General features: G+C 57.6%; 25 protein-coding genes and 1 tRNA gene. 18 read left to right on the plus strand and 8 right to left on the minus strand.

What is annotated here, in order from left to right; genetic code table 11:
- Positions 1–5: 5 nt before the first annotated feature.
- From DSL70_RS01510 to DSL70_RS01520, 3 genes are all read right to left on the minus strand, one after another.
- Positions 6–614: a cytochrome b/b6 domain-containing protein gene (locus DSL70_RS01510; RefSeq protein ID WP_119306116.1), complete on the minus strand. Its 609-nt coding sequence runs from the start codon at positions 612–614 to the stop codon at positions 6–8.
- Positions 615–700: 86 nt separating this feature from the next.
- Entirely contained in the window at positions 701–1,144 is a 444-nt protein-coding gene (locus DSL70_RS01515) for a c-type cytochrome (RefSeq protein ID WP_119306117.1), read from the minus strand.
- Positions 1,145–1,503: 359 nt separating this feature from the next.
- On the minus strand, positions 1,504–2,598 hold the full coding sequence (locus DSL70_RS01520; protein WP_119306118.1) for a saccharopine dehydrogenase: 1,095 nt from the start codon (positions 2,596–2,598) through the stop codon (positions 1,504–1,506).
- A 384-nt stretch (positions 2,599–2,982) separates the two neighbouring features.
- Here DSL70_RS01520 and DSL70_RS01525 point away from each other — a divergent pair, with 384 nt between their 5' ends.
- From DSL70_RS01525 to DSL70_RS01570, 10 genes are all read left to right on the plus strand, one after another.
- Positions 2,983–4,146 (plus strand): GGDEF domain-containing protein, encoded by a 1,164-nt coding sequence (locus DSL70_RS01525; protein WP_162916275.1) that lies wholly within the window; start codon positions 2,983–2,985, stop codon positions 4,144–4,146.
- 86 nt (positions 4,147–4,232) lie between these two features.
- Entirely contained in the window at positions 4,233–4,862 is a 630-nt protein-coding gene (locus tag DSL70_RS01530) for an HAD family hydrolase (protein WP_119306120.1), read from the plus strand.
- Positions 4,863–5,166: 304 nt separating this feature from the next.
- On the plus strand, positions 5,167–6,735 hold the full coding sequence (ffh, locus tag DSL70_RS01535; protein ID WP_119306121.1) for a signal recognition particle protein: 1,569 nt from the start codon (positions 5,167–5,169) through the stop codon (positions 6,733–6,735).
- 114 nt (positions 6,736–6,849) lie between these two features.
- Positions 6,850–7,245 carry a 30S ribosomal protein S16 gene (gene rpsP, locus DSL70_RS01540; protein WP_119306122.1) on the plus strand — a complete coding sequence of 132 codons (396 nt, stop codon included), beginning with the start codon at positions 6,850–6,852 and terminating at the stop codon, positions 7,243–7,245.
- A gap of 128 nt (positions 7,246–7,373) precedes the next feature.
- Positions 7,374–7,985: a ribosome maturation factor RimM gene (rimM, locus tag DSL70_RS01545; RefSeq protein WP_119306123.1), complete on the plus strand. Its 612-nt coding sequence runs from the start codon at positions 7,374–7,376 to the stop codon at positions 7,983–7,985.
- A 62-nt stretch (positions 7,986–8,047) separates the two neighbouring features.
- Entirely contained in the window at positions 8,048–8,746 is a 699-nt protein-coding gene (trmD, locus tag DSL70_RS01550) for a tRNA (guanosine(37)-N1)-methyltransferase TrmD (RefSeq protein WP_119306573.1), read from the plus strand.
- A gap of 130 nt (positions 8,747–8,876) precedes the next feature.
- Complete coding sequence (locus tag DSL70_RS01555) at positions 8,877–9,848, plus strand: MBL fold metallo-hydrolase (protein ID WP_119306124.1); 972 nt, start codon at positions 8,877–8,879, stop codon at positions 9,846–9,848.
- A 277-nt stretch (positions 9,849–10,125) separates the two neighbouring features.
- Positions 10,126–10,587, plus strand: coding sequence for a 50S ribosomal protein L19 (rplS, locus tag DSL70_RS01560; protein ID WP_119306125.1), 462 nt, complete (start codon positions 10,126–10,128; stop codon positions 10,585–10,587).
- A 285-nt stretch (positions 10,588–10,872) separates the two neighbouring features.
- Complete coding sequence (leuC, locus tag DSL70_RS01565; RefSeq protein WP_119306574.1) at positions 10,873–12,279, plus strand: 3-isopropylmalate dehydratase large subunit; 1,407 nt, start codon at positions 10,873–10,875, stop codon at positions 12,277–12,279.
- Between the two features lie 242 nt (positions 12,280–12,521).
- Positions 12,522–12,989, plus strand: coding sequence for a GNAT family N-acetyltransferase (locus DSL70_RS01570; RefSeq protein ID WP_119306126.1), 468 nt, complete (start codon positions 12,522–12,524; stop codon positions 12,987–12,989).
- 29 nt (positions 12,990–13,018) lie between these two features.
- Here DSL70_RS01570 and DSL70_RS01575 read toward each other — a convergent pair whose 3' ends face one another.
- Positions 13,019–13,618 carry a TetR/AcrR family transcriptional regulator gene (locus DSL70_RS01575; protein ID WP_119306575.1) on the minus strand — a complete coding sequence of 200 codons (600 nt, stop codon included), beginning with the start codon at positions 13,616–13,618 and terminating at the stop codon, positions 13,019–13,021.
- Between the two features lie 82 nt (positions 13,619–13,700).
- On the opposite strand from DSL70_RS01575, the gene DSL70_RS01580 reads away from it, so the two are divergent.
- Positions 13,701–13,934 carry a putative antibiotic biosynthesis monooxygenase gene (locus DSL70_RS01580; protein WP_119306127.1) on the plus strand — a complete coding sequence of 78 codons (234 nt, stop codon included), beginning with the start codon at positions 13,701–13,703 and terminating at the stop codon, positions 13,932–13,934.
- A gap of 127 nt (positions 13,935–14,061) precedes the next feature.
- Here DSL70_RS01580 and DSL70_RS01585 read toward each other — a convergent pair whose 3' ends face one another.
- Genes DSL70_RS01585 through tsaD form a run of 4 tightly spaced genes read right to left on the minus strand, consistent with a single transcriptional unit; the run spans position 14,062 to position 16,954 of the window.
- A complete protein-coding gene (locus DSL70_RS01585) occupies positions 14,062–14,481 on the minus strand; it encodes an EVE domain-containing protein (protein ID WP_119306128.1) in 420 nt (139 codons plus the stop codon).
- A gap of 28 nt (positions 14,482–14,509) precedes the next feature.
- The gene (locus DSL70_RS01590) at positions 14,510–14,794 is read right to left on the minus strand and encodes a YciI family protein (RefSeq protein WP_119306129.1); all 285 of its coding nucleotides are present in this window, start codon (positions 14,792–14,794) and stop codon (positions 14,510–14,512) included.
- Positions 14,795–14,819: 25 nt separating this feature from the next.
- Complete coding sequence (locus DSL70_RS01595) at positions 14,820–15,857, minus strand: NAD(P)H-dependent glycerol-3-phosphate dehydrogenase (RefSeq protein WP_119306130.1); 1,038 nt, start codon at positions 15,855–15,857, stop codon at positions 14,820–14,822.
- A complete protein-coding gene (tsaD, locus tag DSL70_RS01600; protein WP_119306131.1) occupies positions 15,854–16,954 on the minus strand; it encodes a tRNA (adenosine(37)-N6)-threonylcarbamoyltransferase complex transferase subunit TsaD in 1,101 nt (366 codons plus the stop codon). The genes DSL70_RS01595 and tsaD overlap by 4 nt, the downstream gene beginning before the upstream one ends.
- A 222-nt stretch (positions 16,955–17,176) precedes the next feature.
- Here tsaD and hemC point away from each other — a divergent pair, with 222 nt between their 5' ends.
- From hemC to DSL70_RS01635, 7 genes are all read left to right on the plus strand, one after another.
- The gene (gene hemC / locus DSL70_RS01605; RefSeq protein WP_119306132.1) at positions 17,177–18,118 is read left to right on the plus strand and encodes a hydroxymethylbilane synthase; all 942 of its coding nucleotides are present in this window, start codon (positions 17,177–17,179) and stop codon (positions 18,116–18,118) included.
- A gap of 41 nt (positions 18,119–18,159) precedes the next feature.
- Positions 18,160–18,873, plus strand: a complete 714-nt coding sequence (locus DSL70_RS01610) for a uroporphyrinogen-III synthase (protein ID WP_162916276.1) — start codon at positions 18,160–18,162, stop codon at positions 18,871–18,873.
- A 306-nt stretch (positions 18,874–19,179) separates the two neighbouring features.
- Positions 19,180–20,853: a COG4223 family protein gene (locus DSL70_RS01615; protein WP_119306134.1), complete on the plus strand. Its 1,674-nt coding sequence runs from the start codon at positions 19,180–19,182 to the stop codon at positions 20,851–20,853.
- 18 nt (positions 20,854–20,871) lie between these two features.
- Positions 20,872–22,659 carry a heme biosynthesis protein HemY gene (locus DSL70_RS01620; RefSeq protein WP_119306135.1) on the plus strand — a complete coding sequence of 596 codons (1,788 nt, stop codon included), beginning with the start codon at positions 20,872–20,874 and terminating at the stop codon, positions 22,657–22,659.
- Between the two features lie 263 nt (positions 22,660–22,922).
- Positions 22,923–22,998 (plus strand) — tRNA-Thr (locus DSL70_RS01625).
- A gap of 87 nt (positions 22,999–23,085) precedes the next feature.
- Positions 23,086–23,424 (plus strand): DUF6538 domain-containing protein, encoded by a 339-nt coding sequence (locus DSL70_RS01630; RefSeq protein WP_119306136.1) that lies wholly within the window; start codon positions 23,086–23,088, stop codon positions 23,422–23,424.
- 12 nt (positions 23,425–23,436) lie between these two features.
- Positions 23,437–24,462, plus strand: a complete 1,026-nt coding sequence (locus DSL70_RS01635; RefSeq protein ID WP_119306137.1) for a tyrosine-type recombinase/integrase — start codon at positions 23,437–23,439, stop codon at positions 24,460–24,462.
- Positions 24,463–24,565: the final 103 nt, after the last annotated feature.

Below are 24,565 nucleotides of genomic sequence, written 5' to 3' on the forward strand. Positions count from 1 at the left end.
GCCGATCAGGCGTCTTCGGATTTTTTGACCCATTTCCAGCCCGTTATCATCGGCTTGATCAGATCTTCGCGTTTCCAGATCTTGTAGAAGGCGATGGTCGCGACATGAAGGACGACCAGCAGCAGAAGAAGAGGCGCAAGGGCTTCGTGCAGGTCAATGGCAAGGCTGGCCGTTTCGGAACCGACATATTGGGCGAGCGGACCAACGTTGATGAAATCGTCCGGATCGCCCATCAGCCCTGAAGCCACCTGAGCAATCAGCAGGCCAAGCAGGGCAAAGGCTGCCAGAGCGCCCATCGGATTGTGACCGTGCCAATAGCTGGGCTTGCGTTGGAACATGCTGGCGGCGTAGCTCAGGGTGGCTTTCGGGCCGTAAATGAAATGGGCAAAGCGGGCCGTCTTCGGGCCGATCAGGCCCCAAATCAGGCGAAAGGCGAGCAGGGCCACTACCGCATAGCCAAAATAGAAATGCAGGGTCATCACATCGGGTCCGAATTCACCCAATCCCCATGCAGCAACAACGCATAGGACCAGCGCCCAGTGGAAGAGCCGGATCGCCGGGTCCCAAAGGCGGACGCGTTCAAGCGGGGTGTCTTGTTCGGAATGTTCGATCATGATGGTGGCCTGTCAATTTTGCTTAAAGAATTCAAATATCAGAGGGGGGAAAGAGCCGGGCAATATCAACCCGGCTCCGGAATGGATCAGTCGCGGAAGGCATCGTGGCAGCTTTTGCAGGATGCACCGACAGCGCCGAATGCGGCGGCCAGTTCAGCCTTGCCTTTACCGGCTTCTGTCTTGAGGGTCGCTGCAGCAGAGGCCAGAGCCTGATATTTGGCGGCAAAGCCGTCCATGTCTTCCCAGATGGCGGGAAGCGACTTGGTTGCGCCAGGCATGTCGGCATTCGACGTGCCTTCGATGAACAGGCCGCTGATGTCCTTGGTGGTGAGATCTGCCAGAGCGTCGGCATGCTGCTGGGCTGTTGCGGCGTCATAGTCGCCCTTCAGCATTTTTGCCAGCGGCCCCATATTGCCGCCCAGTTGCTTGAAATAGGCCTGACGTTCGCTGACAGCATCCTCTTTCGGGCCAGCAAGCGCTGGCGCTGCGATCAAGGACAAGGCGATGGTGGCAAGAGCTAATTTGTGCATGGTTGGTCCCCATTATTACATCAAGATTGCATCAAATAATCCGGTCATGAGTGATAAATAGAATTATTGACCTTAGGACTATATAGTCAGACTTTCTACTTATTGAATGACCATGTTCCGCCCGCGCGATGACTTTTGCGTGAGCTTTGTTTCTGTGCTTTCCCCTCTCAGGGGATAACCAGACTCAGTATTGAAATTGAAGGGGAAATTGCGATTGGCAATAAGTCGATGGCGCGGCAATTGCCAAAGAAAAAGGGTGCGATAAAAGTGCGCACCCTTTCTGAAATGTGTCAAAACTTTGTTGCAGCCCTTTCATAGGCCATCCTTGCGGTATGTCTGCACCGCAGGCAACGTGCGGGTCAGAGGCCGGCCTTTTCCCGGATCGCCTCGAATTTGGCCTTGCCGTTCTTCCATTCGATGCCATCGTCAAAGCGCAGCAGCGATGTGATGAACTGGTCGGAGAATTCCTCGGCAGCCTGGGCGGGCAGAAGGGAAGGCAGGTTGTCGATGGATGTTACCTCGACGGCATCACCTGATCCGTTCGAGGCCACTTCGATGACCGGTTCGTCCCAACTGGTCGGGGCATCATAGATCGGCAGCGGGTTGAAATCGGAGAAGGGATCGCAGGAAACGTCCGAAATGACCTTCATGTTGCTTCCTTCTGCCGCCAGATGGGTCTTGTTGGCAAGCAACAGGCCCGGGCCGAACATCAGAACGCAGTTGACCATGAGGTCATGGGAGAGAAGGGTCTGGCGGTCCAGAATGCGGGTTTCCTCGATATCCCACTTGGTGACCTTGATGCCGATGGCTTCAAGGCATTCGCTGGCGCCGGTGCCCGAGCGGCCCTTTGCACCAATGACGATAGCGGTCGGCAAGTCCCCTTCGACCAGAGCGGCCAGCGCCTTGAGCTTTTCGATGATGACTTCCTGGCTCTCGAAGGGCGAGACGCCCTTGGTGATCTCGTCGCGACCGGCGCGGCGTTCAAGCAGGCGGAAGGCACCAAGAGCTGCGCCCATCCATCCAGCCCAATAGCCGAAGGCGGCGACGCGACGGCCGTTTTCATTGGTCAGGAACTCGATGTCATAAAGCAGGCCACCGCCATTGACGAAGCGGGCCATTTCCTTTTGCCAGCCGGTCTGGTCCTTGTAGATATGGGCGAAATGGATCATCCGGTGCGGCAGGTCCGATGGGGTTTCCGCCAGTTCCTTGAGGCCGAGAATGACGGCATCCTTGGGGGCGTTCACCCAGGAGCGCGGCTCGGCAAGGGCACACCCGACGGCCTCATAGTCTTCATTGGAGCAAACGCGCTTGGCGCTCCTTTCCACCGTGACCGTAAAGCCGTTGTCGATCAGCTTTCTGGCATTCTTCGGGGTGAGAGCCGTGCGGCGTTCGGTGCTGCGATCTTCATCGCGCAGCCAGATATGGGCTTTGGGTTCGGAAGGTGTGGGTGACATCTCTGGTCTCCATGGAATTCTTGCTGTCCTGTCAAGGCAGGGCGCCTTGTGCAGGAGCAGTGTTTCTTGTTTGGCGACAATTTAGCGGTTTTGCCGGAAAATGATAGTCTCAGGGCAATGCGCAAATGTATTTTGTTGATGCACAGCCATCATTGCCAGCGCCTGCAACCGATGTCCTGCCGGGAAGGAGCGAATGGCCAGATCTATGAAGGGAAAGGTATTTGCGGAAGATGCAATCGATTTCATCCTTTGAATTATCGATATTTTTAGAGTTTTGAATTAGTCTGTCTGCAATTGGGGGACAGTCAGTCTATGCTAAGCGCGCTTGATATTGCGACAATCTATGCTTGTCTTTTTTTGTCTTTGCTCGTTGCGGTTTCCACGATGGCGACTGTGTGGCGCAGCAATTTTCAGCAAAAGGCGGCGGGTTACTGGACATTGGCCTATGTGTTCGGGATTGTGGCGGCTGTCTTTCTGACCTTACAGAGCCATTTGGGGCCATTCGTGCCAGCGCTTTGCACGGCTGTTGTCCTCGCAGCAAATGTTGCCATGCTTGCCGGGTTCCGCGCCTTCAACGGCAAGACGACCCCGTCCGTGCTGTTTTTCATTCTTCCCGGCGTCTATCTGGTTCTGGCCGACAATTTCCCGGTGCTTTACGACAATCCGAACATGAATGCCATGGTGCAGTCCCTGTTCGTGGTGGTGGTTGCGATGACCAATGCCCACGCCATCGTGACCGGGGCTGGCAACAGGGAGTTGCCGATGGCGGTGCCTGCCTCGATCGTGCTGGTGGTCCATGCGATCGTGCGCGGTTGCGTAATCTATTTCACGCTGTTTCATCCGGCACCGGTGGTCAATGGTCGGATGGAAGCAGACTGGTGGAAGCTGTTTCTGCTCGAGATCTTCTTCAACACCACGATGATGGCGGTTTCCACCATTGTTCTGATCAAGGACCGGGCGGAACAGCGTCATCGGATCGCATCCGAAACAGATGTTCTGACAGGAATTGCCAACCGCCGCGCCTTCGTCAAGCAGATCAACCGGCTTTTGCCTGAAAGCGAGGGCGGGGCCGTGATGGCGATCATGGACATTGATCATTTCAAGCAGATCAACGACAATTACGGTCATGAGGCTGGCGACAAGGTTCTGGTCGATTTTGCCCGAACGGTCCGCTGCAGCCTTCCGCCTTCCGCCCTGTTTGGTCGAATGGGTGGAGAGGAATTCGCCATCTATTTCCCCGGCGGCAATGCAGACCATGGCGCGGTGCTGGATCAGGTTCGTCATCATGTCGCTGAAACCACGTTTGACTATCGGGGTTTGCCGGTCCGTTTCAGCGTCAGCATAGGCTTTGCTTCGGTGGAAACGGCAGGAAAGCACTTCGACAGCCTGTTTACGGCTGCAGATTGTGCTATGTATCTGGCCAAGAAGGAAGGACGCAACCGCGTTCTTTCCTACATGCCCTCGATGCGGATTCGCGAGGTTCTTGACGAAAGCTCCAAGGATCATGCCGAGCTTGCAAAACTGCCGATGACGCTGAAGGCTATCTGACTTGACGTGCCCGGCCCACTCTATGGCCCCCAGTCCACGGCCCGGCTATCCGATACCGACAGCACCGAACACCAAGACGGATTTTCATGACTTCACTTTTTTTCGACCTTGACGGCACGCTGACCGACCCGAAGGCGGGTATCATCAGTTCTGTGCACTACGCCCTTGACAAGCTCGGCATTGATGAGGTGCCGGAGGATCTGGATTGGGTCATCGGCCCGCCATTGCCGGAAAGCTTTGTCGTGATGGTGGGGGCTGACAGGGCTGACGAGGGCGTTCGCGCCTATCGGGAGCATTATTCGGTGACGGGGCTATATCAAAACGAGGTCTATTCGGGCATCCCGGAGTTGCTTGCGGCCTTGAAGGCAGCAGGGCATCCGCTCTATGTGGCGACCTCGAAGCCGCATGTCTTTGCCAATCCGATCCTGGAGCGTTTCGGGCTGGCTCCCTATTTCGACGCCGTGTTCGGGGCCGAGCTGGACGGGACGCGGGGCAACAAGGCGGATCTTCTGGCCCATGCGCTCGCGCAGACCGGATCTGATCCGCAGACATCGATCATGCTTGGAGATCGCAAACACGACATTCTGGGGGCTAGGGCCAACGGGGTGAAAGCCATTTCCGTGCTCTGGGGTTATGGATCCCGGGAAGAATTTGAAGCTGCGGGAACGGACAGGATTGTCGAGACCGTCGCCGAATTGCGCGATGAACTCCTGTAAAAGGACAGAAATCTGGCCTTTTCCTTGCTTTTGGTGCTGAATCCGGTTGACGCCGGGGGCAATATTGCGTAGAAACCGCCCATTCTCATCACGAGACAAGACATTTTGAGCCACTGACCCGGTCCCGCAAAGGTGTAAAGAGAACCGGGAAGTCCACATCCGACAGCGCGTTGCGCCCTCGGGTGGATTTTTGCTATGCGGTTTTCTTTCGAAGACCGGTTGGCAGCAGGGCGGCAAAGACCCAAATTGGGTGTGAGCCGAAGTGAACCGGGCTTGTGTGTGGGAAGAAACGAAGGAGCAATGCATGTTTGAATCGCTATCAGATCGCCTGAGCGGCATTTTCGACAAGCTCTCGAAGCGCGGTGCGCTCAGTGAGTCCGATGTCAATGCTGCGCTGCGCGAAGTTCGCCGCGCGCTGATCGAAGCGGACGTTGCTCTGGATGTCGTGCGCACCTTCACCGAGCAGGTGAAGGAAAAGGCCGTCGGCGTGGAAGTGATCAAGTCGGTCAGCCCCGCCCAGATGGTGGTCAAGCTGGTGCATGACCAGCTGGTCGAAATGCTCGGCTCCGATGCCCGGGTCATCGATCTCAATGCGCCGTCTCCCGTTCCCATCATGATGGTTGGTCTGCAGGGGTCTGGTAAAACCACCTCGACCGCCAAGATTGCCCTGCGTTTGCAGACAAGGGACCGCAAGAAGGTCCTGATGGCGTCGCTCGATACCCGCCGTCCCGCCGCGCAGGAACAGCTCAGGGTACTGGGCGAACAGAATGGCATCGCGACCCTGCCGATCGTTGCTGGCCAGACGCCGACCCAGATTGCCGACCGCGCCATCAATGCCGCCAAGCTCGGTGGCTTTGACGTGGTCATGCTCGATACCGCCGGTCGTACCCATGTGGACGAGCCGCTGATGGTCGAGATGGAAGAGATCCGTCGGGTTACCAATCCGCACGAAATCCTGCTGGTGGCCGATAGCCTGACCGGTCAGGACGCGGTCAATGTGGCCAAGAGCTTCAACGAGCGCTGCGATGTGACCGGTATCGTGCTGACCCGCGTCGACGGTGACGGTCGCGGCGGTGCAGCGCTGTCCATGCGGGCAGTGACCGGCAAGCCGATCAAGCTGATGGGCACCGGCGAAAAGTCCGATGCCCTTGAGGAATTCCATCCCGAGCGTATTGCCGGCCGTATTCTGGGCATGGGCGATATCGTTTCGCTGGTTGAAAAGGCGGCGGAAAATATCGATGCCGAAAAGGCTGCGCTTGCTGCCGAGAAGCTGCGCAAGGGCAAGTTCGATCTCGAGGATCTCAAGGATCAGCTCGGCCAGATGGCCAAGCTCGGTGGCATGAGCGGCATCATGGGGCTGATGCCGGGCATCGGCAAGCTGAAAAAGCAGATGGCTGCTGCCAATCTCGATGATTCCGTCGTCAACCGTCAGGTGGCGATCATAAATTCCATGACCCGCGCCGAGCGCCGCAATCCCAAGCTGCTCAACGCCAGTCGCAAGAAGCGCGTGGCTGCCGGTGCCGGGGTTGAAGTGTCTGAAATCAACAAGCTTCTGAAGATGCACCGCCAGATGGCGGACATGATGAAGATGTTCGGTAAGAAGAAAGGCGGCCTTGGCGGTCTGTTCGGTGGCGGTATGCCCCAGATCGACCCGGCCCAGCTTGAAGCAATGCAGAAATCCGGCCAGATGCCTGATATGGGCGATCTGGCCAAAGGAATGGGGGGAGGGTTGCCTGGTGGCGGTCTTCCCGGTGGCCTTCCAGGAGGATTGCCCGGCGGTCTGCCGGGTGGTCTGTCAGGTCTTCCTGGCCTGGGTGGTCCGAAATTTCCCGGTCTGGGCGGTCTGTCCGGCAAGGGCAAGAAGAAACGATAGGCCGGATCTCATAAGGATCCTGTCTGCACTCACAAACAAGGCCAAGGACTGCTGGCAGTCATTAAAAAGTTGGCCGTTGATACAAGAATATGCCGAAATTGGAAAGGAAACTCCATGGCTACTAAAATTCGTCTGGCCCGCGGTGGCTCCAAGAAGCGCCCTCACTACTCCATCGTCGTTGCTGACATCCGCGCTCCGCGCGATGGCCGCTTCATCGAGAAGGTTGGTATCTACAACCCGCTGCTGCCGAAGGATTCCGAAAACCGCGTGATCCTGAAAGAAGACCGCATCAAGCATTGGCTCGACAACGGTGCAAAACCGACCGATCGCGTTCTGCGCTTCCTGGATGCTGCTGGCATGGCTACCCGTCCGACCCGCAACAACCCGAACAAGGCAAAGCCGGGCGCAAAGGCTCAGGAACGTCTTGAAGAACAGCGCATGAAAGAAGAAGAAGCAGCCGCTGCTGCTGCAGAAGCCGAAGCTCCGGCTGAAGAAGCAAGCGCTGAGTAATCTTACCGCTTTCAGGGGGAGTGCGGCTTGTCATGAGCCGGACTCCCCTTTTTGATTCCGGTGGATAAGGGGTGCTGCATCGTCTGTAGCCCGATCTGCCGCCAGTCTGATGGACAGGGAGCGCCTGCATGGCAAAGAATGAAACCGACCCCGAAGGCAAGGTCTGTATCGCCCAGATAGGCGCTGCTCACGGTGTGCGCGGCGAGGTGAGGGTCAAGCTGTTTGCAGAAGAGCCTGATGCCCTGTTCGACTATGGCCCGCTGGAGACAGCGGATGGCACGCGGCAGTTCGAATTTCTCTCGGCTCGCGAATCCAAGACCGTGTTTGTCTGCCGCATCAAGGGGCTGAACAATCGCAACGACGTCGAGGCGCTCAACGGCGTGCGGCTCTATGTGGACCGCGCACAGTTGCCGGATCTCGAGGAAGAGGAATTCTATCATTCCGACCTGATCGGGCTGGATGCGCGGCTTGCAGATGGCACATCGATCGGAACGATCATGGCAATCCATGATTTCGGCGCCGGGGACATGCTGGACGTCATGCCGAAACGCGGCAAGGGTCATTATATTCCCTTCACGCGCGCTGTGGTGCCGGAAGTAAAGGTCTCCGAGGGCTATGTTCTGGTGACACCGCCGGACGGGCTGCTTGATGAGGCGGATGAAAGCGAGCGTGCGCAGGAAGGGGAGGGCGTTGATTTCAGCGAGGCTCCCGAGCTGCTGGACGGTCTCAAGAAGGAATAGGAAATTCAGGGATCATGTCGGAGGCAAAACAATTTGATGAGACAGACGCGGCTCAAGACGCCTTGCCATGGCGCGCCAGCGTTCTGACGCTCTATCCCGACATGTTTCCCGGTCCACTGGGCACGACTCTTGCCGGTCGGGCGCTGGAAAATGGCATCTGGTCGCTGGAAGCGGTGCATATCCGCGACTTTGCCGAAGGCAAGCACCGCAATGTCGATGACACGCCTGCCGGTGGTGGCGCCGGAATGGTGCTGCGGCCTGACGTGGTGGCACGGGCCATTGATCATGTAACCGCTGAGGGCGATACACGCCCGCGCATCCTGTTGTCACCACGCGGCAAGCCGCTGACCCAGGAGAAGGTGCATCAGCTCAAGGATGCTGGCGGCGTCATTCTGCTCTGTGGCCGCTTCGAAGGGGTTGATCAGCGGGTGATCGACGGGCGCGAGCTCGAAGAAATCTCGATTGGCGACTATATTCTGTCCGGCGGCGAGCTCGGGGCGATGGTGCTGATGGATGCAGTTGTGCGTCTGCTACCCGGTGTCATGGGCAAGGTTGCCTCTGGTGAGGAGGAAAGCTTTGAAAGCGGCCTCCTCGAATATCCCCATTATACCCGTCCGACCGTCTGGGAAGGACGCGAGATCCCCGAGATCCTGACATCCGGTCATCATGGCAACATCGCCAAGTGGCGCCAGCAGCAGGCGATCGAGCTGACCAAAGACCGGCGTCCGGATCTTTACGAGGCCTGGAAAAGCCGGGATTGATCCGGCGGCAGAAGCTGTGGGGTCTTGCATTCCGCTCAATCGGGCATACCTGTTAGGGAACAACCAGAAAAGCAGGCATCCCGGGTTTGCAGGGATCGCCGGTCATGCTGAACAGGCAGGCAGGACTTTCATGACAAATCACCCAAATGCATCCCGTCGCGTGAATGGGCGGTTTCAGAACCCGCCCGGCAGCCCGAAGGGTGGAGCGACCTTTCGCGATTTTGCGCGCTTCATTTTGCAGCAGACCTTCAAGACCAAGGCGCCCGCCGTGCCGGACTGGCATGTGCTGGATGATGAGGAGCAGGCCGCACAACTTGCCTCGGCGAGCAATCCCAGCGTGACATGGCTGGGCCATGCTTCCTTTCTGATCCGCACTGGCGGCAAGGTGATCCTGACAGACCCTTTCCTTGAAACGACTGCGGGAAAGATGGGCATGGGACCGAAGCGGTTTGTTCCTTCGGCGCTTTCTGTCGATCAATTGCCCCAGGTCGACATCCTTCTGATGAGCCACAATCACTATGACCATCTGGATGCCAGGACCATCGAGGCCTACCCTCACAAGCAGGAAACACAGGTCATCGTGCCGCTTGGTCTTGGCTCCTTTTTCACCCGCCGAGGCTATCAGAAGGTAACCGAACAGGACTGGTGGGATGAATGGATGATGCCGGGGTTGTCGATCAGGACGCTGCCGGCGGTGCATTTTTCAGGGCGAGGCCTGTTTGATCGCATGAAGACCCTGTGGGCGAGTTTTGCGATCGAGACCAAAGACGGCAAGATCTGGTTTTCAGGCGACACCGCCTGGGGCGAGGTCTTCTGCGACGTTGGCGAGCGGGCCGGGCCCTTCGACTATGCGATTGTCGGCATCGGTGCCTACGAGCCGCCCTCCATCATGGTGGAGGTTCACGCGACGCCGGAAGAGGGCGTGGCCATCGCCAAGGCCGTCGGGGCGAAGAAGGCCATCGGCATGCATTGGGGGGCCATCATGCTGACACCGGAGGATCCTTTCGAAGCTCCTCAGCGCTTCCGCAAGGCAGCCCGTGAGCAGGGGTTCGGAGAGGACAATGCCCTCATAATGAAGATCGGCGAAACCCGGTCTCTCTAGGCCCATAGAGCCACCCCAAGGCTGGTTGATCGGGCCTTTTCTCCTCCAAAGGCGGGCAAAAGCGGGATATCGTTGAAGCAATAAGCGAATAGCAGCAAAAAGCCAGCTTTTGAGTCACTTTTGGGGGTGACAAACGAAGCTGCATTGGGTATAGACCCCCAAATCTGATTTCCAACAAGTACGGCGAAACGGGCCTTTGTGGCATGTCGGGCATCAATGAGCCCAACGGGACTGCTTAGGACGCTCTGGTCGTAGCGATACAACAAGAGTGAACATCATGAATATCATTGAAGAGCTCGAAAAAGAGCAAATGGCCGAAATCGCTGCAAAACGCGATATCCCAGAATTCTCCGTTGGTGACACCGTTCGCGTCAACGTGCGCGTGACCGAAGGTACCCGTACCCGTGTGCAGGCCTATGAAGGCGTTTGCATCGCTCGTACCGGCGGCGGTCTCAACGAAAGCTTCACCGTTCGCAAGATCTCCTATGGCGAAGGTGTTGAGCGTGTATTCCCGATCTACAGCCCGATGCTGGATGGTGTTGAAGTTGTTCGCCGCGGTAAAGTCCGTCGTGCGAAGCTCTACTATCTGCGCGATCGTCGCGGCAAGTCTGCTCGTATCGTTGAAGCAACCAACGCACGCGCTCGCAAGCTGAACGACGTTGCCAAAGCCAAAGCTGCTGAAGAACGCGCAGCCAAGAAAGCCGAAGCCACTGCCGCTTCCACTTCCGAAGCTGAATAAGCTCGCTTTGGTCGGCTGACAGACAGTCAACGAAAAGCCCGGCTCCGCATGGATGCCGGGCTTTTTTGTATTGAAATTGCGTCTGATCGGAATTTTTCATTACAATATTGCTTGACCTTGACCACCGATCTATCGCAATACAATCTCAAACTCCATATGGGCGTGTCGGGCAAAGGCTGCTTCCTTTGACACAGACATTCCGGTTGCCCTCTTGTCTTTTGACCCAAAGCCAGGTGCAACAAGGCCCATTTTCGCAATCGTTTGTTAAGAGGACTGATGACGAGCATGTCTGCACCTAAGACCCTTTATGACAAAATCTGGGACTCCCATGTGGCTGATCAACAGGAAGACGGCACCTGCCTGCTGTTCATCGATCGCCATCTCGTTCATGAGGTAACCTCTCCGCAGGCATTCGAAGGTCTGCGCATGGCTGGTCGCAAGGTGCGTTCACCGGGCCGGACGCTGGCTGTTGTCGACCACAACGTTCCCACGACCGACCGTACCAAGGGCATTGACGATCCGGAATCCCGGCTGCAGGTCGAAACCCTTGCCCAGAACGCTGCTGAATTCGGTGTCGAATATTATGACGAGCTGGACAACCGTCAGGGCGTCGTACACATCGTCGGACCGGAACAGGGCTTCACGCTGCCTGGCATGACCATCGTTTGCGGTGATTCGCACACCTCCACCCACGGCGCCTTCGGTTCGCTGGCCCATGGTATCGGCACTTCCGAAGTGGAACATGTGCTGGCAACCCAGACGCTGGTGCAGAAAAAAGCCAAGAACATGAAGGTTGAAGTCACCGGCAAGCTCGGCGAAGGCGTGACCGCGAAGGACATCGTGCTGGCCATTATCGGCAAGATCGGCACCGGTGGCGGCACTGGCCATGTGATTGAATTCTGTGGCGAGGCGATCCGCGACCTGTCCATGGAAGGCCGTATGACCATCTGCAACATGACCATCGAGGGCGGTGCCCGCGCCGGTCTGATTGCGCCGGACGAAAAGACCTATGACTATATCAAGGGCCGTCCGAAGGCACCGAAGGGTGCCGACTGGGACAAGGCGGTGGAATTCTGGAAGACCCTTTACACCGACGAAGGGGCTCATTTCGATACGGTCATCACGCTTGATGCCTCCTCTCTGCCGCCGATCGTTTCCTGGGGCACCAGCCCTGAGAATGTGACGACCATCGATGGCTCCACTCCCGATCCGGACAAGATCGAGGATGAAGCCCGCCGCAATGCCGTCATTCGTGCGCTCGATTACATGGGCCTCAAGCCGAACACCAAGATGACCGATGTCACCATCGATCGCATCTTCATCGGTTCCTGCACCAATGGCCGCATCGAGGATCTGCGCGCTGCTGCCAACGTGCTGAAGGGGCGCAAGGTCAAGGAGGGCATCAACGCCATGATCGTGCCGGGTTCCGGTCTGGTCAAGGCTCAGGCCGAGGAAGAGGGGCTGGACAAGATCTTCATCGAGGCCGGTTGCGAATGGCGTGAGCCGGGGTGCTCCATGTGCCTTGCCATGAATGCGGACAAGCTGGCTCCGGGCGAACGCTGCGCCTCGACCTCCAACCGCAACTTCGAGGGCCGTCAGGGCTTCAAGGGCCGCACACATCTGGTTTCTCCGGCCATGGCTGCTGCTGCTGCCGTTGCTGGACACTTCATCGATGTACGCGAACTCGACTAGGCTTTCGGCCAGTTTTCACGATCAAAAAGCCGGGCCCAGCGACCCGGCTTTTTTTGTCCCTATTCTTTGGTCCGGTAGTGCTTGGATAAATGGGGAAGGTGAGGCAGAATGGATTGTGTAATTTGCTGCACTATTTACGATAGAGATAGTCTAATGAATTGAACGCTGCCGGAAGCAAGGCAAATTGGTTTCTTTTGAGATTTGCCCGACTTGGTAGCCCCAGATGCGATACGGGAGTGAGTATGAGCGAGTTTGACATCAAGATTTTGAAATTGGATGCCGCCCTTGAGTTGGCTCCTTTGATTTCTGCCTATGCACAGGAACGAAAGCGTGGGGCGCCCCGGCAGCCGGACATGTTCTATGCGGAAACCCTGCTGACCGATCGTACTGCCGAAGTGATGGGCGCCTATGTTGACGGCAAGCTCAGCGCTTTCTGCACCTTCTTCGATCTGCCGGAGACGATTTCCGGCAAGCGCGTTGGTCATGTCGATATTCTCTATGTCGATTATGATGCACGCGGGATTGGCGTTACCAAGGCGGTGATTGAAGAGCTGATCAAGGTGGGCGACGAGCGCAACTGGCTCGAACTGCGCTGGAACGATCCCAATTCCGTGCAGCAGGAGAAGATTGCAGAACTCTCCCGTCTGTCGACGACGGCGTCCATCCGTCTCAGCATCGGCATTCATGAAGAGCACACCAAGGTGAAGTGACCGGTCCGGTCAGTTTCATCACAGTATGATCAATCGGAATTGGCGAGCATGCGGACATGCCCGTCAATTTTTTCATCAAGACGGTTGTTGATCAGCCGCTGCCAGAGCAGGCTGATCAGCATTTCCGCCCGGATTGTCGGGTCTTCGTCTGCCGGGATATCGCCTCGATCCCGGGCCCGTCTGGTGACCGCACACAGCGCCTCCAGTCTTTCGGCATGATATTCCCTCAGCTTGTCGGTAACGTCGGGATCTGATTCGGCCTCTGCAATGATGGCCTTGAAAAACAGGCCATTGTCTCCCTTCCAGACCGTGATCAGGTCATTGGCGAAATGCAGAAGATCCTGATAGAGCGAGCCGGTGTCGCGATAGGTCATGTGGGGCTTCTTGCGCTGATAGACCGCCAGCAGCAGCGCGCCGCGGGTGGGCCACCAGCGATAGAGGGTTGCCTTTCCGGCCTTGGCCCGACGGGCAACCGCTTCCATCCGCAAACCGCCAATGCCTTTTTCGGCGATGATTTCCGCTGCAGCATCGAGGATTGCCGCCTCCGTCTCGGGGTTTTTCCGCGCTCCGATGGAATGGCGGGTGTCGTTCGGCTCGGCAGGGGCCTGGGTGTCTGTATCTGCGCTCATGATTTTCCTCTTGACGAAACGGAACGTATCGTTCATATATGCTTTTCCAAAACGGAACGGTTCGTCTCGAAAGGAATGTCGCATGAATAAGGTCGCACGTAAACCATCCCGGGCGCGTTTTGCGCTCATGATTCTGCTTTTCGTCTATCCGCTGGTCACGGTCCTGCTCTACGGGATAGCGGCGCTGACGCCCGATTGGCAGCTTTGGCAGAGAGCCATGGTCATGGTGCCAATTGTGGTGGTCAGCATGGTCTATCTGATCATTCCGCTTATCCAGCAGCGTTTGCAGGCCCTGATAACGGTGCGGTCCTGCTGATAGCGGCAGGCCTTGCGTCGTTGGCCTTGGCGAGGCGATGGGGCTTGAGGGCAGCAGACAAGGAAAAGGGGAAGCGGTCATGGCCAGCTTCCCCTTTCCAATTTCAGCAAACTTGGGATGGCGGTGGTCAGGGATTGACGCCTGCCATCTTGCAGATGATTGCCCATTCCTCGTCGGATACGGGTTGCACCGAGAGACGGGAATTGTTGACCAGAATCATGTTGCCCAGATCGGGATGATTCTTGCAGTCCTCCAGAGTCACCGGTGTCTTGACCGGTTCGACTGCGCGAATGTCGACGCACTCCCATTTGCCGGTATCATCCGTGCTGTCCGGATGGACTTCGGCCGAAACTTCGACGATGCCGACAATCTGCTTTTCATTCACCGAGTGATAGAAGAAGCCTTTTTCCCCGAGCTTCATCTTGCGCATGTTGTTGCGGGCCTGATAGTTGCGCACGCCGTCCCATTGTTCGCCTTCCTCACCTTTCGCCATTTGCTGTTGCCAGCCCCAGGTGTTGGGTTCGGATTTGAAAAGCCAGTAAGCCATATGTCTCTCCGGTTATCGGTTTTGCTGCTTATTCCGGTTTGCCCAGAACCCACTTCCACGGCTGGGAGGTAACGGATTCGAACAGGCCAGCCTGTGCATAGGGGTCCTGAGCCAGAAAGGCATCGAGAGCGGCCTTGTCTTCGGCTTCGCAAATCAGGCAGGAGCCGATCATTTCGCCTTCGTCGGAAAGCAGCGGGCCGCCAACCTGCAGAATGGCTGCGTTGGCGCGGGCGAATGCGAGGTGGGCGTCACGGTTGGCCTTGCGGATTTCCAGTGCGCCTTCCTTGTCTTTGCAGGTTACGATGAAATGCATGGGGATACTCCTGTTCTTGAAGGTTTCAATTCTGTTTGATGGTCTGTTCGCTTTCGGCGCGCAAAGGGCGGCTCATCAGCCGGATCACTGCTTCGTCGATGCTGCATTTCTGTTCCAACACGTCTGCCACGGCCTGGGCGACAGGCATTTCGATTCCGTGACGAGTGGCCAATTCGCAGGCGACGCGGGCGCTGTAGGCGCCTTCCGAAAGCTTTGCGCCCGGGGCCATCAGGTCGGACAGGGTCTGTCCCTCGCCAAGGGCAAAGCCGAAGGCGAAGTTGCGGCTCTGGTGGTTGGAGCAGGAAAGCGCCACATCGCCAAAACCGGACAGGCCCATCAGGGTATCGGACCGCGCACCGAGCTTGAGGGCCAACCGCTGCATTTCGGCAAAGCCTCGCGTCATCAGTGCGGCATGGGCGCTGGCTCCGAGCTTCTTGCCCAGAACGATGCCGCAGGCGATGGCGAGAATGTTCTTCAAGGCGCCGCCTAGCTGAACGCCGACCAGATCGGTGCTGGCATAAGGGCGGAAGGTCTGGCTTGAAAGCGAGGCACAAAGCTTGTCGGCCAGCGGCAGCGACGGCGCGGCAATGGTCACGGCGGTAGGCAGGCCACGGGCGACATCGGAAGCAAAGGACGGGCCGGACAGGATGGCCGGAACAGCCTGCGGCAGATAGTCGGCCAGCACTTCGCTCATCATCCGCTGGGTTCCCTTTTCCAGACCCTTGGCGGCGAGCACGACCGGAGTTCCCTTGCGTACATAGAGGCCGATGGTTTCGGCAATCGAGGCGGTGACCTGCGCCGGAGCGACCAGCAGGATGCAGTCTGCATCGGCTGCTTCCGTCAGGTCTGTAGTTGTCTCAAGGGGTTGATCAAAGGTGATGCCGGGCAGGTAGGCAGGCAGTTGATGCGTGGTGCTGATGGTTTCAAGCGTCGCACTGTCCCGCCCCCAGAGCACGACGTCGCGTCCGGCGCGGGCGGCGTTGAGAGCAAGGGCCGTGCCCCATGCCCCGGCACCCAGAACGGAAATGCGCTGAAAAACCTTGGGTCCATCCACTGTGTTCATGCCTTGGCTCCCTTTCTGCCCGCGCCGATTCTGGCTTCCGCTGTTGCGTCAAGCGGCCAGCGTGGTCGGGCGGCGGTATCGAGCGGGTCGCTGAGGCCGAGCGCGAAGCGTTCTGCTCCAGCCCATGCGATCATCACCCCATTGTCGGTGCAAAGCCTGATCGGTGGCGCCACCAGTTCGGCGCCGCGTGCGGAAAGGACACTGTCGAGCGTTGCCCGGATGGCCTTGTTGGAGGCAACCCCGCCTGCGACCACCAGCTGCGGCTTTGCGATGTCCGGGAAGCGCTCGCTAAAGGTGATCAGCGCCTTGTCGATGCGGTCGGCGAGGATTTCACAGATGGCGGCCTGAAACGAGGCACACAGGTCGGCGACGTCCTGATCACTGAGCGGTGCAACCTTCTCGGCTTCGCGGCGGACAGCGCTCTTGAGGCCGGAGAAGGAAAAATCATAGCCCTCCCGCCCCTTCATTGAACGGGGCAGGGCAAAGCGCTTGCTGTCGCCCAAAAGAGCTGCCTTTTCCACCTCCGGGCCGCCTGGATAGGGCAGGCCGAGCAGCTTGGCTGTCTTGTCGAAGGCTTCGCCCAGCGCATCATCGATGGTGGTGCCCCAGCGCTCATAGTCGCCGACACCCTTGACCAGCAGGATCTGGCTGTGCCCGCCGGAGACCAGCAGAATGAGGTGCGGGAAGGGGGCGTTGTTGGTCAGGCGGGCCGTGAGGGCGTGGCCTTCGAGATGATTGACGGCAACGAGGGGCAGATTGTGCGCGGCGGCAATGGCCTTGGCGCTCATCAGGCCGATCAGGACGCCGCCAATGAGGCCGGGTCCCGAGGTGGCGGCCACCGCATCGAGCTGATCGAAGCTGAGGTCTGCTTCGGCCATGGCTGCCTTGATGATGCCATCGAGGGCTTCCACATGGGCGCGGGCGGCAATTTCCGGCACCACGCCGCCATAGGCTGCATGATCTTCTATCTGGCTTAGCACCACGTTGGAGAGAATTTCACCCTGACCGCTTCGTTCATTGTCTGATGTGTCATCAAATCGTCTAACCACCGCAGCGGCGGTTTCGTCACAACTTGTTTCTATGCCTAAAACGATCATTGCGCGGACTACTTTATTGCCTTTATTGTGCCCCTCGAAGGCGGTGCTTGCAGCGACATGCTGTATGGCCCGACTTTTAGAGCAAAGAGAGATAATTGGCATCCCCTTTTTTAGGCCCTCTTTCGGGCCCGTCATGCTAGTGCCAATGGCCAGCACCAATGGCCAATGCCAATAGGCGACAAGGGGGATGGACCGCGTAACAAGAGCATGAAGGCCCGTTCGATGCAATCCAAACTCATCAAAATCGGCACCCGAGGCAGTAAACTCGCCCTTGCACAGGCCTATGAGACCCGCAACAGGCTGATGGCTGCCCATGGACTGGCCGAGGATGATTTCGAGATTGCTGTGATCAAGACGACCGGCGACCGCATTCTGGATCGCCCGCTGTCGGAGGCTGGCGGCAAGGGTCTGTTCACCAAGGAGATTGAGGAAGCCCTGATTGACGGGCGAATCGATCTGGCTGTGCATTCTTCCAAGGACATGCCCACCTTTTTGCCCGAGGGGCTGGAACTGGCTTGTTTCCTGCCGCGGGAAGACGTGCGGGACGCCTTCATCTCACGCAAATACAAGAGTCTTGCCGAATTGCCTGCCGGGGCAGTGGTTGGCACGTCTTCGTTGAGGCGGCAGGCGATGGTCAAGAGGCTGCGGCCGGACCTTGAGGTGATCACCTATCGGGGCAATGTGCAGCGGCGGCTGGAAAAACTTGATGAGGGCGTAGCGGACGCAACCCTTCTGGCCTGTGCGGGCTTGAAGCGGCTTGGGGACGAGGCTGTCATCACTGCGCCGATTGCGGTGGATGAGTTTCTGCCTGCAGTTGGCCAAGGCGCCATTACCATCGAAAGCCGTATTGGCGACGAGCGGATTGCCGGACTTCTGGCTGCCATCCATCATGAACCGACGGCCAAGGCCCTTGCCTGCGAGCGGGCGTTCCTGAGGCTGCTGGATGGCTCGTGCCGCACACCCATCGCCGGGCTTGCCGAAGTGGACGGTGATCGCCTGACCTTTTCCGGTCTGGTGCTGATGCCTGACGGTAGCGAGGCCTATGATATCACCATGGTCGGATCGGCTGATGAAGCCGAGGCCATTGGCATGAACGCCGCGAACAAGCTCAAGGAAAAGGCCGGAGACGCCTTTTTTGCCGCCGTGCTGGCATCCTGCCAGTAGAAAATGGAGTGGGCGGGGCTGTTGATGAAAAGGAGAGGCTGGTGAAAATTCTGGTCACACGGCCTGAAATCGATCAGCAACAGACCATCCGGGCTCTTGAGCAAAGAGGTTTTGTGGCCATCGGCTCTGCCGTGATGGACATCGTTCCGCTTCCTTTCGAGCTTCCCAATGAGCCCTGGCAGGGACTTGTCATCACCTCGCGCAATGCCCTGCGCATGCTGGCTCCGGCCGATCTTTCCACCCTCGTGGACGTCTGTCTTTTCTGTGTCGGGGAACGCACGGCAGTGCTGGCGCGCGAGCTGGGATTTGCCAAGGTTGCGCTGGTGGCTGCCAATGTGGCTGAGTTGGAACAACAGTTGCTAACTGCATTGGCCCCGACTGATGGTCCGCTACTCTATCTGGCCGGGAGAATCCGGACCGGGGCGCTGGACCGGACCCTGCTGCAGCAGGGCTTTGCGGTCTGCCTCAGGGAAGTCTATGACATGGTTGCGCGTGATGCCTTGAGCGATGCGGCTCTTGCTGCAATCGAGGCGGAAGCGCTTGACGGGATTCTGCTCTATTCGGAGCGCAGCTGTCAGATTCTGCTCAGCCTGATTGAACAGGCGGGCCTTTCGGACAAAATAAAAAACGTGATTTTCTATTGCCTTTCCCCAAGGGTTGCGCTTCCATTGCAGGGGCTGAGCTATCCTTTGGTTGTGGCCGAAGCACCAAATGAGCGATCTTTGCTTGCATGCTTGGAAAATGGCCATAACTAATTAATCTAATAGTGCTTATTTGGGGCGGTAGCTATGCTTCTGAAAGGCGCAAGACTGTAAACTGCCTCCTGATTGCGGCTTGGTTGGCCGCAAAAATGACATCGGGCTGCCTTAAGCTCGTAGTCTGAAGTGGGGAGGAAACCGGTTTGACAGTCGAACCGGGGCCATGGGGCCCGGCCTCTTCAGGCAAGATGGTTGCCGCATAGAGAGATTTATTGAGCCCGGCCTGTCGCATGGCCTGCCATCCGGCACGGCGTATCAGGACCGGAAAGTGATCGTCCCGTCTCGCGGGAATTGAGGAATGGTATGACAACTCGCAAATCCAACAATCGGACCGCGGCTAGAGGCAAGCCGGTCAAAACCATTGATCTGACCGCAGAAGACGTGACCAAGGCCGAGACGCCTGCGACACCAGAGGCGGAGACCACAGCAACTGACGCTGCCAAGAGCGAAGCGACGGAAACTGAGGTGGATGCCGATACGGTTCCGGCCTCGGGTGGTCCAGTGGAGAAGGCCGAGGGCAAGGATCCGCTGGATGAAGAAGCCAGAAGCGCTGTGGAGGAAACGGCTCCTGTTGCCGATGACGGCGACAAGGCCACAGATGCTGCGGAAACAGTTGTTCCCGAAACGGAGGCTGGCGCTGAAGACAGCGCTGCCGGCAGTGAGAGTGTTAGCCAAGACAGTGGTGGCGATAGCGGGGCCCCTCCCGCATCAGCGACCCCTTCTGCCTCGGTTGCCCCGATGAACGAAGCGCCGAAAAGCGGCGGCTTTGGCGGTGGATTCGTGGGTGGTCTGCTCGGTGGCGCGGCCATCGTGGCTCTTGGCTATGTCGGTTTGCAGCAGGGCTGGATGACCCTGCCTTCCGACACGACAAAGATCGACACCCTTCAGACACAGGTGACGGCGCTTGACGGCAAGCTTTCGGCGCTTCCATCGGTTGATGCTGCCTCAATCAGCCAACAGCTTGAGGCTCTCAGCGGGCGTCTCGATGCGCTTGAGGCTAATGCCGCCGGTCTGGTGACCGATGACGCGGCTTCCGGCGAGGCTGCCGCCGATGCAAACGGCTCTGGCGAAAGCGATGCTCCGGTGACCAGCAACAGCCCGGTTGGCCTGCAGCTGGAAGCACTGGCAGGGCGCATTGATGCTCTCAAGGAGAGCCTTGCTGATATTGATGGCCTCAAGACAGACATGCTTGACGCCAAGGCGCAGTTGGCAACCCTTGCCTCGCAACTGGCCGAACAGGGTAGCCTGATCGAGACCAAGGCTGCCGAGCAGGCGGCCCAGTTTGGCGAGAATTTGCAGGCGGCCAAGGATGATATCCTGTCCTCGGCTGACCGTCGCATCAACGATGTGGTGGTCGAGCTTTCCAATTTCAGCGACAAGGTCACCGCCGAGGCCAAGTCTCTTTCCGAGCGGGTGACGGCGCTCGAGGAAAACAATCTGTCCGAACGGATGCAGAGCTCGGCACGCACCATTGCTCTGGCGGGCCTTGAGAATGCGACTGCTTCGGGAGCCAACTTCGAGCTGGCGCTCAAGACCTTCGCCAATGTGGTTGGTGATCACGATGCGGTCAAGGCGCTGCAGGCCTATGCGGCGACCGGGGTTCCGACCGCCAAAGCGCTGGCCGCTGACTTCCGGGCCAAATATGACGATATCCTGCGGGAAGCCGAAGGCGCAGGGGCAACCACCATTCTCGACAAGTTCCTGATCAGCGCCCAGAGCATGGTCAAGGTGCATTCGCTTACGGGTGAACAGAAAGGCGAAAGCCTTGTCAGCCAGCTCGGAGTGATCGAGTTCCACGTCAAGCAGGGCAATCTGGTCAAGGCTGCCGAGGAATGGGATGCGCTGCCGGAAGCGGCGCGCATGTCCAAGGCCGGTGCTGGCTGGATCGAAGGATTGAAGGCCCGCATTGCGGTGGATGCGGCGATGGACACCATTCGTACTGACTTTGGCTCAGGCGCCAAGAATACTGCGGGTTAAGGTGGGGAACGGAACGCTATGATTAAAACACTCATCTTTTTTGCTGTCTTGTTGGCCATCGCGTTTGGCGGTGCCTGGCTGGCTGATCGCCCCGGAGAAATCATCATCAACTGGCCGTGGCTCGACATGGGCTTCGAGGTCTCGCTGCTGATGGGCTTCCTGCTCATCGTGGCGGCGATGGGTGTTGCCGTGGTGTTGTGGATCGTTATCCGCGGGATCTGGAATTCCCCGCGCTCGGTGACCGGCTTCTTCTCTTCCCGTCGTCGTGACAAGGGCTACAAGGCGCTGTCTACCGGCATGATTGCCGTTGGCGTCGGCGATCTGGCACTGGCCCGCAAGCAGGCTGCCAAGGCGCGCAAGCTGCTCGGTCAGGAACCGATGACCCTGATGCTTGAGGCGCAGACGGCACAGCTGGCCGGAGAACCGACCAAGGCTCGCCAGAGCTTTGAAGCCATGCTGGATACAGACGAAACCCGGGCGCTTGGTCGTCGCGGGCTGTATATCGAGGCACAACGGCGTGGCGACATGGAAGAAGCCATGCAGATGGCCAAGGCTGCAACCGACGAAAGCAAGAAGACGCCGGGTTGGGCTGGCACCGCGCTGTTCGACATGCAGACAGCCTCTCGTGACTGGCAGGGGGCTCTGGTCACCCTGTCGCAGAACCACGCCAACAAGCATCTTTCCAAGGATGCGTTCCGTCGTCAGCGCGCGGTCATTCTGACGGCACAGGCCATGGAGCTGGACGGGCAGGAAAATGCCGATGCATCGATTCGGGCACTGCTGGGAGAAGCCTGCAAACTGGCACCGGGACTCGTTCCGGCTGTGGTGATGCATGCAGACCTGCTCAACGACGCCAAGGATTATCGCAAGGCCTCCAAGCTGGTGGAAGCGGCCTGGCGCATTGAACCGCATCCGGAACTGGCTCATGCCTATGCCTACATCAAGGATGGCGACACGGCGCTGGATCGTCTCAAGCGCATACGCGTGCTGTTCGGGCTGATGCCGGACCATATCGAATCCAAGCTGGCGATGGCGCGTGCCTTCATCGACGCCCGTGAATGGGCCGAGGCCCGCAGTCTGCTGGAGCCCATGGCAGAAGCCCATCTGACACCGCGTATCTGCATGCTGATGGCTGAGCTGGAAGAGGGTGACAAGAATGACTTCGGTCTCGTGCGCCAGTGGCTGGCCCGGGCCGTCGGCGCGCATCGTGATCCGGCCTGGACGGCCGATGGACAGGTGAGTGACGTCTGGCAGCCGATCTCGCCGGTGACCGGCAAGATCGACGCCTATGAATGGAAGGTGCCGGTTCGTGAAGTGGCACAGGTTGACCAGCCGATGCTGGACAGCCGTGATCTGACGGACGAGGACCGCTCTGAAGGGGACATGGTGCTGTTGCCTGCGGAAGCATCTGGGGCGGAAGACAAGGCCAAGGGCTTTGTCGTTGCCGAAGATGATATCGAGGAGATCCATCCCGAAGTAGCTGACGAGAGGCCGGAGGAGATCGCGCCTGAAGCGGCAAAGGACGTCCCCGCAGTTCCAGCGGATAAGCCCGAGACCGAGCGCAAAGACCAACCCAGCGCCGAGGCAGTCGCTTCCGCGGCCAAGGCCGCCGAGGATTCCAAACCTCAGAAGGCAGCGGATGTTGAGGATGTTCCGGTTGCTCCGGCCAAGGACAAGGCGTCTGCGCGGATCGAGATTGAAAAGCCGAAGGAAGTGGAATTTCCGATGCCATTTCCGCCGGATGATCCGGGGCCGAAAAAGGACGAGGCTGCACGCAAGGCCGACAAGCGCTTCAAGCTTTTCTAGGCTGGTTGCAAGAGTAACAAAAGGAGCCCGGTTCGCCGGGCTTCTGTTTATGAAATCCTGGCCAAATCCGCCTCTTTGCACGGCATTTTGTGATTTCTCCCACAATGCCGTTTTTGCCTCTTGCCCTTGATCATGGAATTGGCTAAGAGAAGCCACCCCGTTTTGGTCATTGGATCATTCGTTTTGCAACGCGCTTTCAAGCCGGGCAAGACAGGACGCGGGTTCCAGCATCTGACCAGTCTGTAGACTGGATCGTCTGGCGGGCCGCTGTAGCTCAGTTGGTAGAGCAACGCATTCGTAATGCGTGGGTCGTAGGTTCAAGTCCTATCAGCGGCACCATTTTCCCCTGCAAATGTCAATTCTTTCAATAACTTCATAGACATGCTGTTCTGATAGGTACAAACTCTAGTACAATCGGGGTACATCATGGGTCTTGTCTTGAAGTACGTTCAGATATCCAGCAAGGGGAATTACACTTACCGCAGAGCTGTACCGAAGCACCTGCAATCAATCATCGGTAAGCGAGAATTCAAAAAGTCTTTGGGGCAATCCGAGAGGGAGGCCCTTAAAGCATATCCGTCTGTGCACAACATGTTCATCAAGCAGGAAGAGCGCGCGGAAATGAAGATTAGGGGTGTTGACCCTGATGGTTCATTGCCACGCACTGACTTGATGCAGCATGAGAAGATTATTGAGAGAATAAGAGAGCTGGGCTTCAATCCTTACGAGGTTGAAAGTGGGATTTTTGCTGAACCAAGGGATTAGTTTCTTCGGGAAATGGAAGCCGAAGCTATCATTGAAAGCTATCCGATAGATCCCGAGACAGGTGATGCGGATGATATGTCTGAAGAAGATTTACAGCTTGTCAGAGCATTGAATAACGGAATTCCCTCCAGCCCGGCTCCTACACTATTAGATGCGAAAAGGCTTTATTTGAAATACAAGTCAGCAGCCGACGAAATTGATGAGAAAAAGCAAAAGCAGAGAAGTGATCGGGTTGTTGCACATGCAATTGAAGCGCTCGGCCAGGATCGCAAGATCACTGATATCAGAAGACTAGATGCGAGGAAGATTGTCGAACATTTCCAGGATGGCATAGGGGTCCAGCCTGCAACAGCCCAAAGATACTTGAATGACCTGAAGGCAATCGTCAATTTCGTCATCAAGGAAACAGAGCTAGGCATATCAAGTCCATTCAGCGGCTTATCAATCAAAGTGAGTGGGGCAAGGAAGGACGACAAGCGTTCATTCACCCGGGATGAACTTGAAGCCATCAATAAGCAGATACAGGACAACGCCAATGACGAGCTTCGGATGATTTGGATCCTCTTGGAGCAGACTGGATGTCGGCTTGGTGAAATTCGCGGTTTGATGAAGTCTGAAGTCTTTCTGGATGGAGTGGAAATTCCCTTCATCAAGATCCAGTTCAACGAGAATAGGCGGTTGAAGAACTCTGCTTCTATTCGAAATATCCCATTAGTGAAAAAAGCCGTCTCAGTGATGTTGGAGGCCATAGAGTTGTCGGGCGATAGCCCGCTTGTCTTTCCTCATTACGGATCCGAAATGCATAAGGATATGGCTTCGGCAGCCTTGCTCAAGCATGTCAGAGCAGTGACAAAGGACAAGGCTGTATCAACACACTCTCTTAGGCACACGCTAGTAGACAAACTGAGGCTTGCAGGAGTGCATGAGGAAGTCATCTCCATGATCCTTGGGCACGCCAGCAAGGGAATGACGGAGCGATATGGGGGGCCTGAGGCGAGATTGAAGCTTATGGCGGAGGCTCTGGGGAAGGCTGCATAGATGTTCAAAGCCTTCAGGATATCTCAGTGTTGGACAACGTAGATACCTGTTCCATATGCTTTTGACGGAGGCACTTGCTTGAGTTGTAATGTCAGTAGCAAGG

The organism is Cohaesibacter haloalkalitolerans (genome assembly GCF_003574655.1).
Classification (GTDB): Bacteria; Pseudomonadota; Alphaproteobacteria; order Rhizobiales; family Cohaesibacteraceae; genus Cohaesibacter; species Cohaesibacter haloalkalitolerans.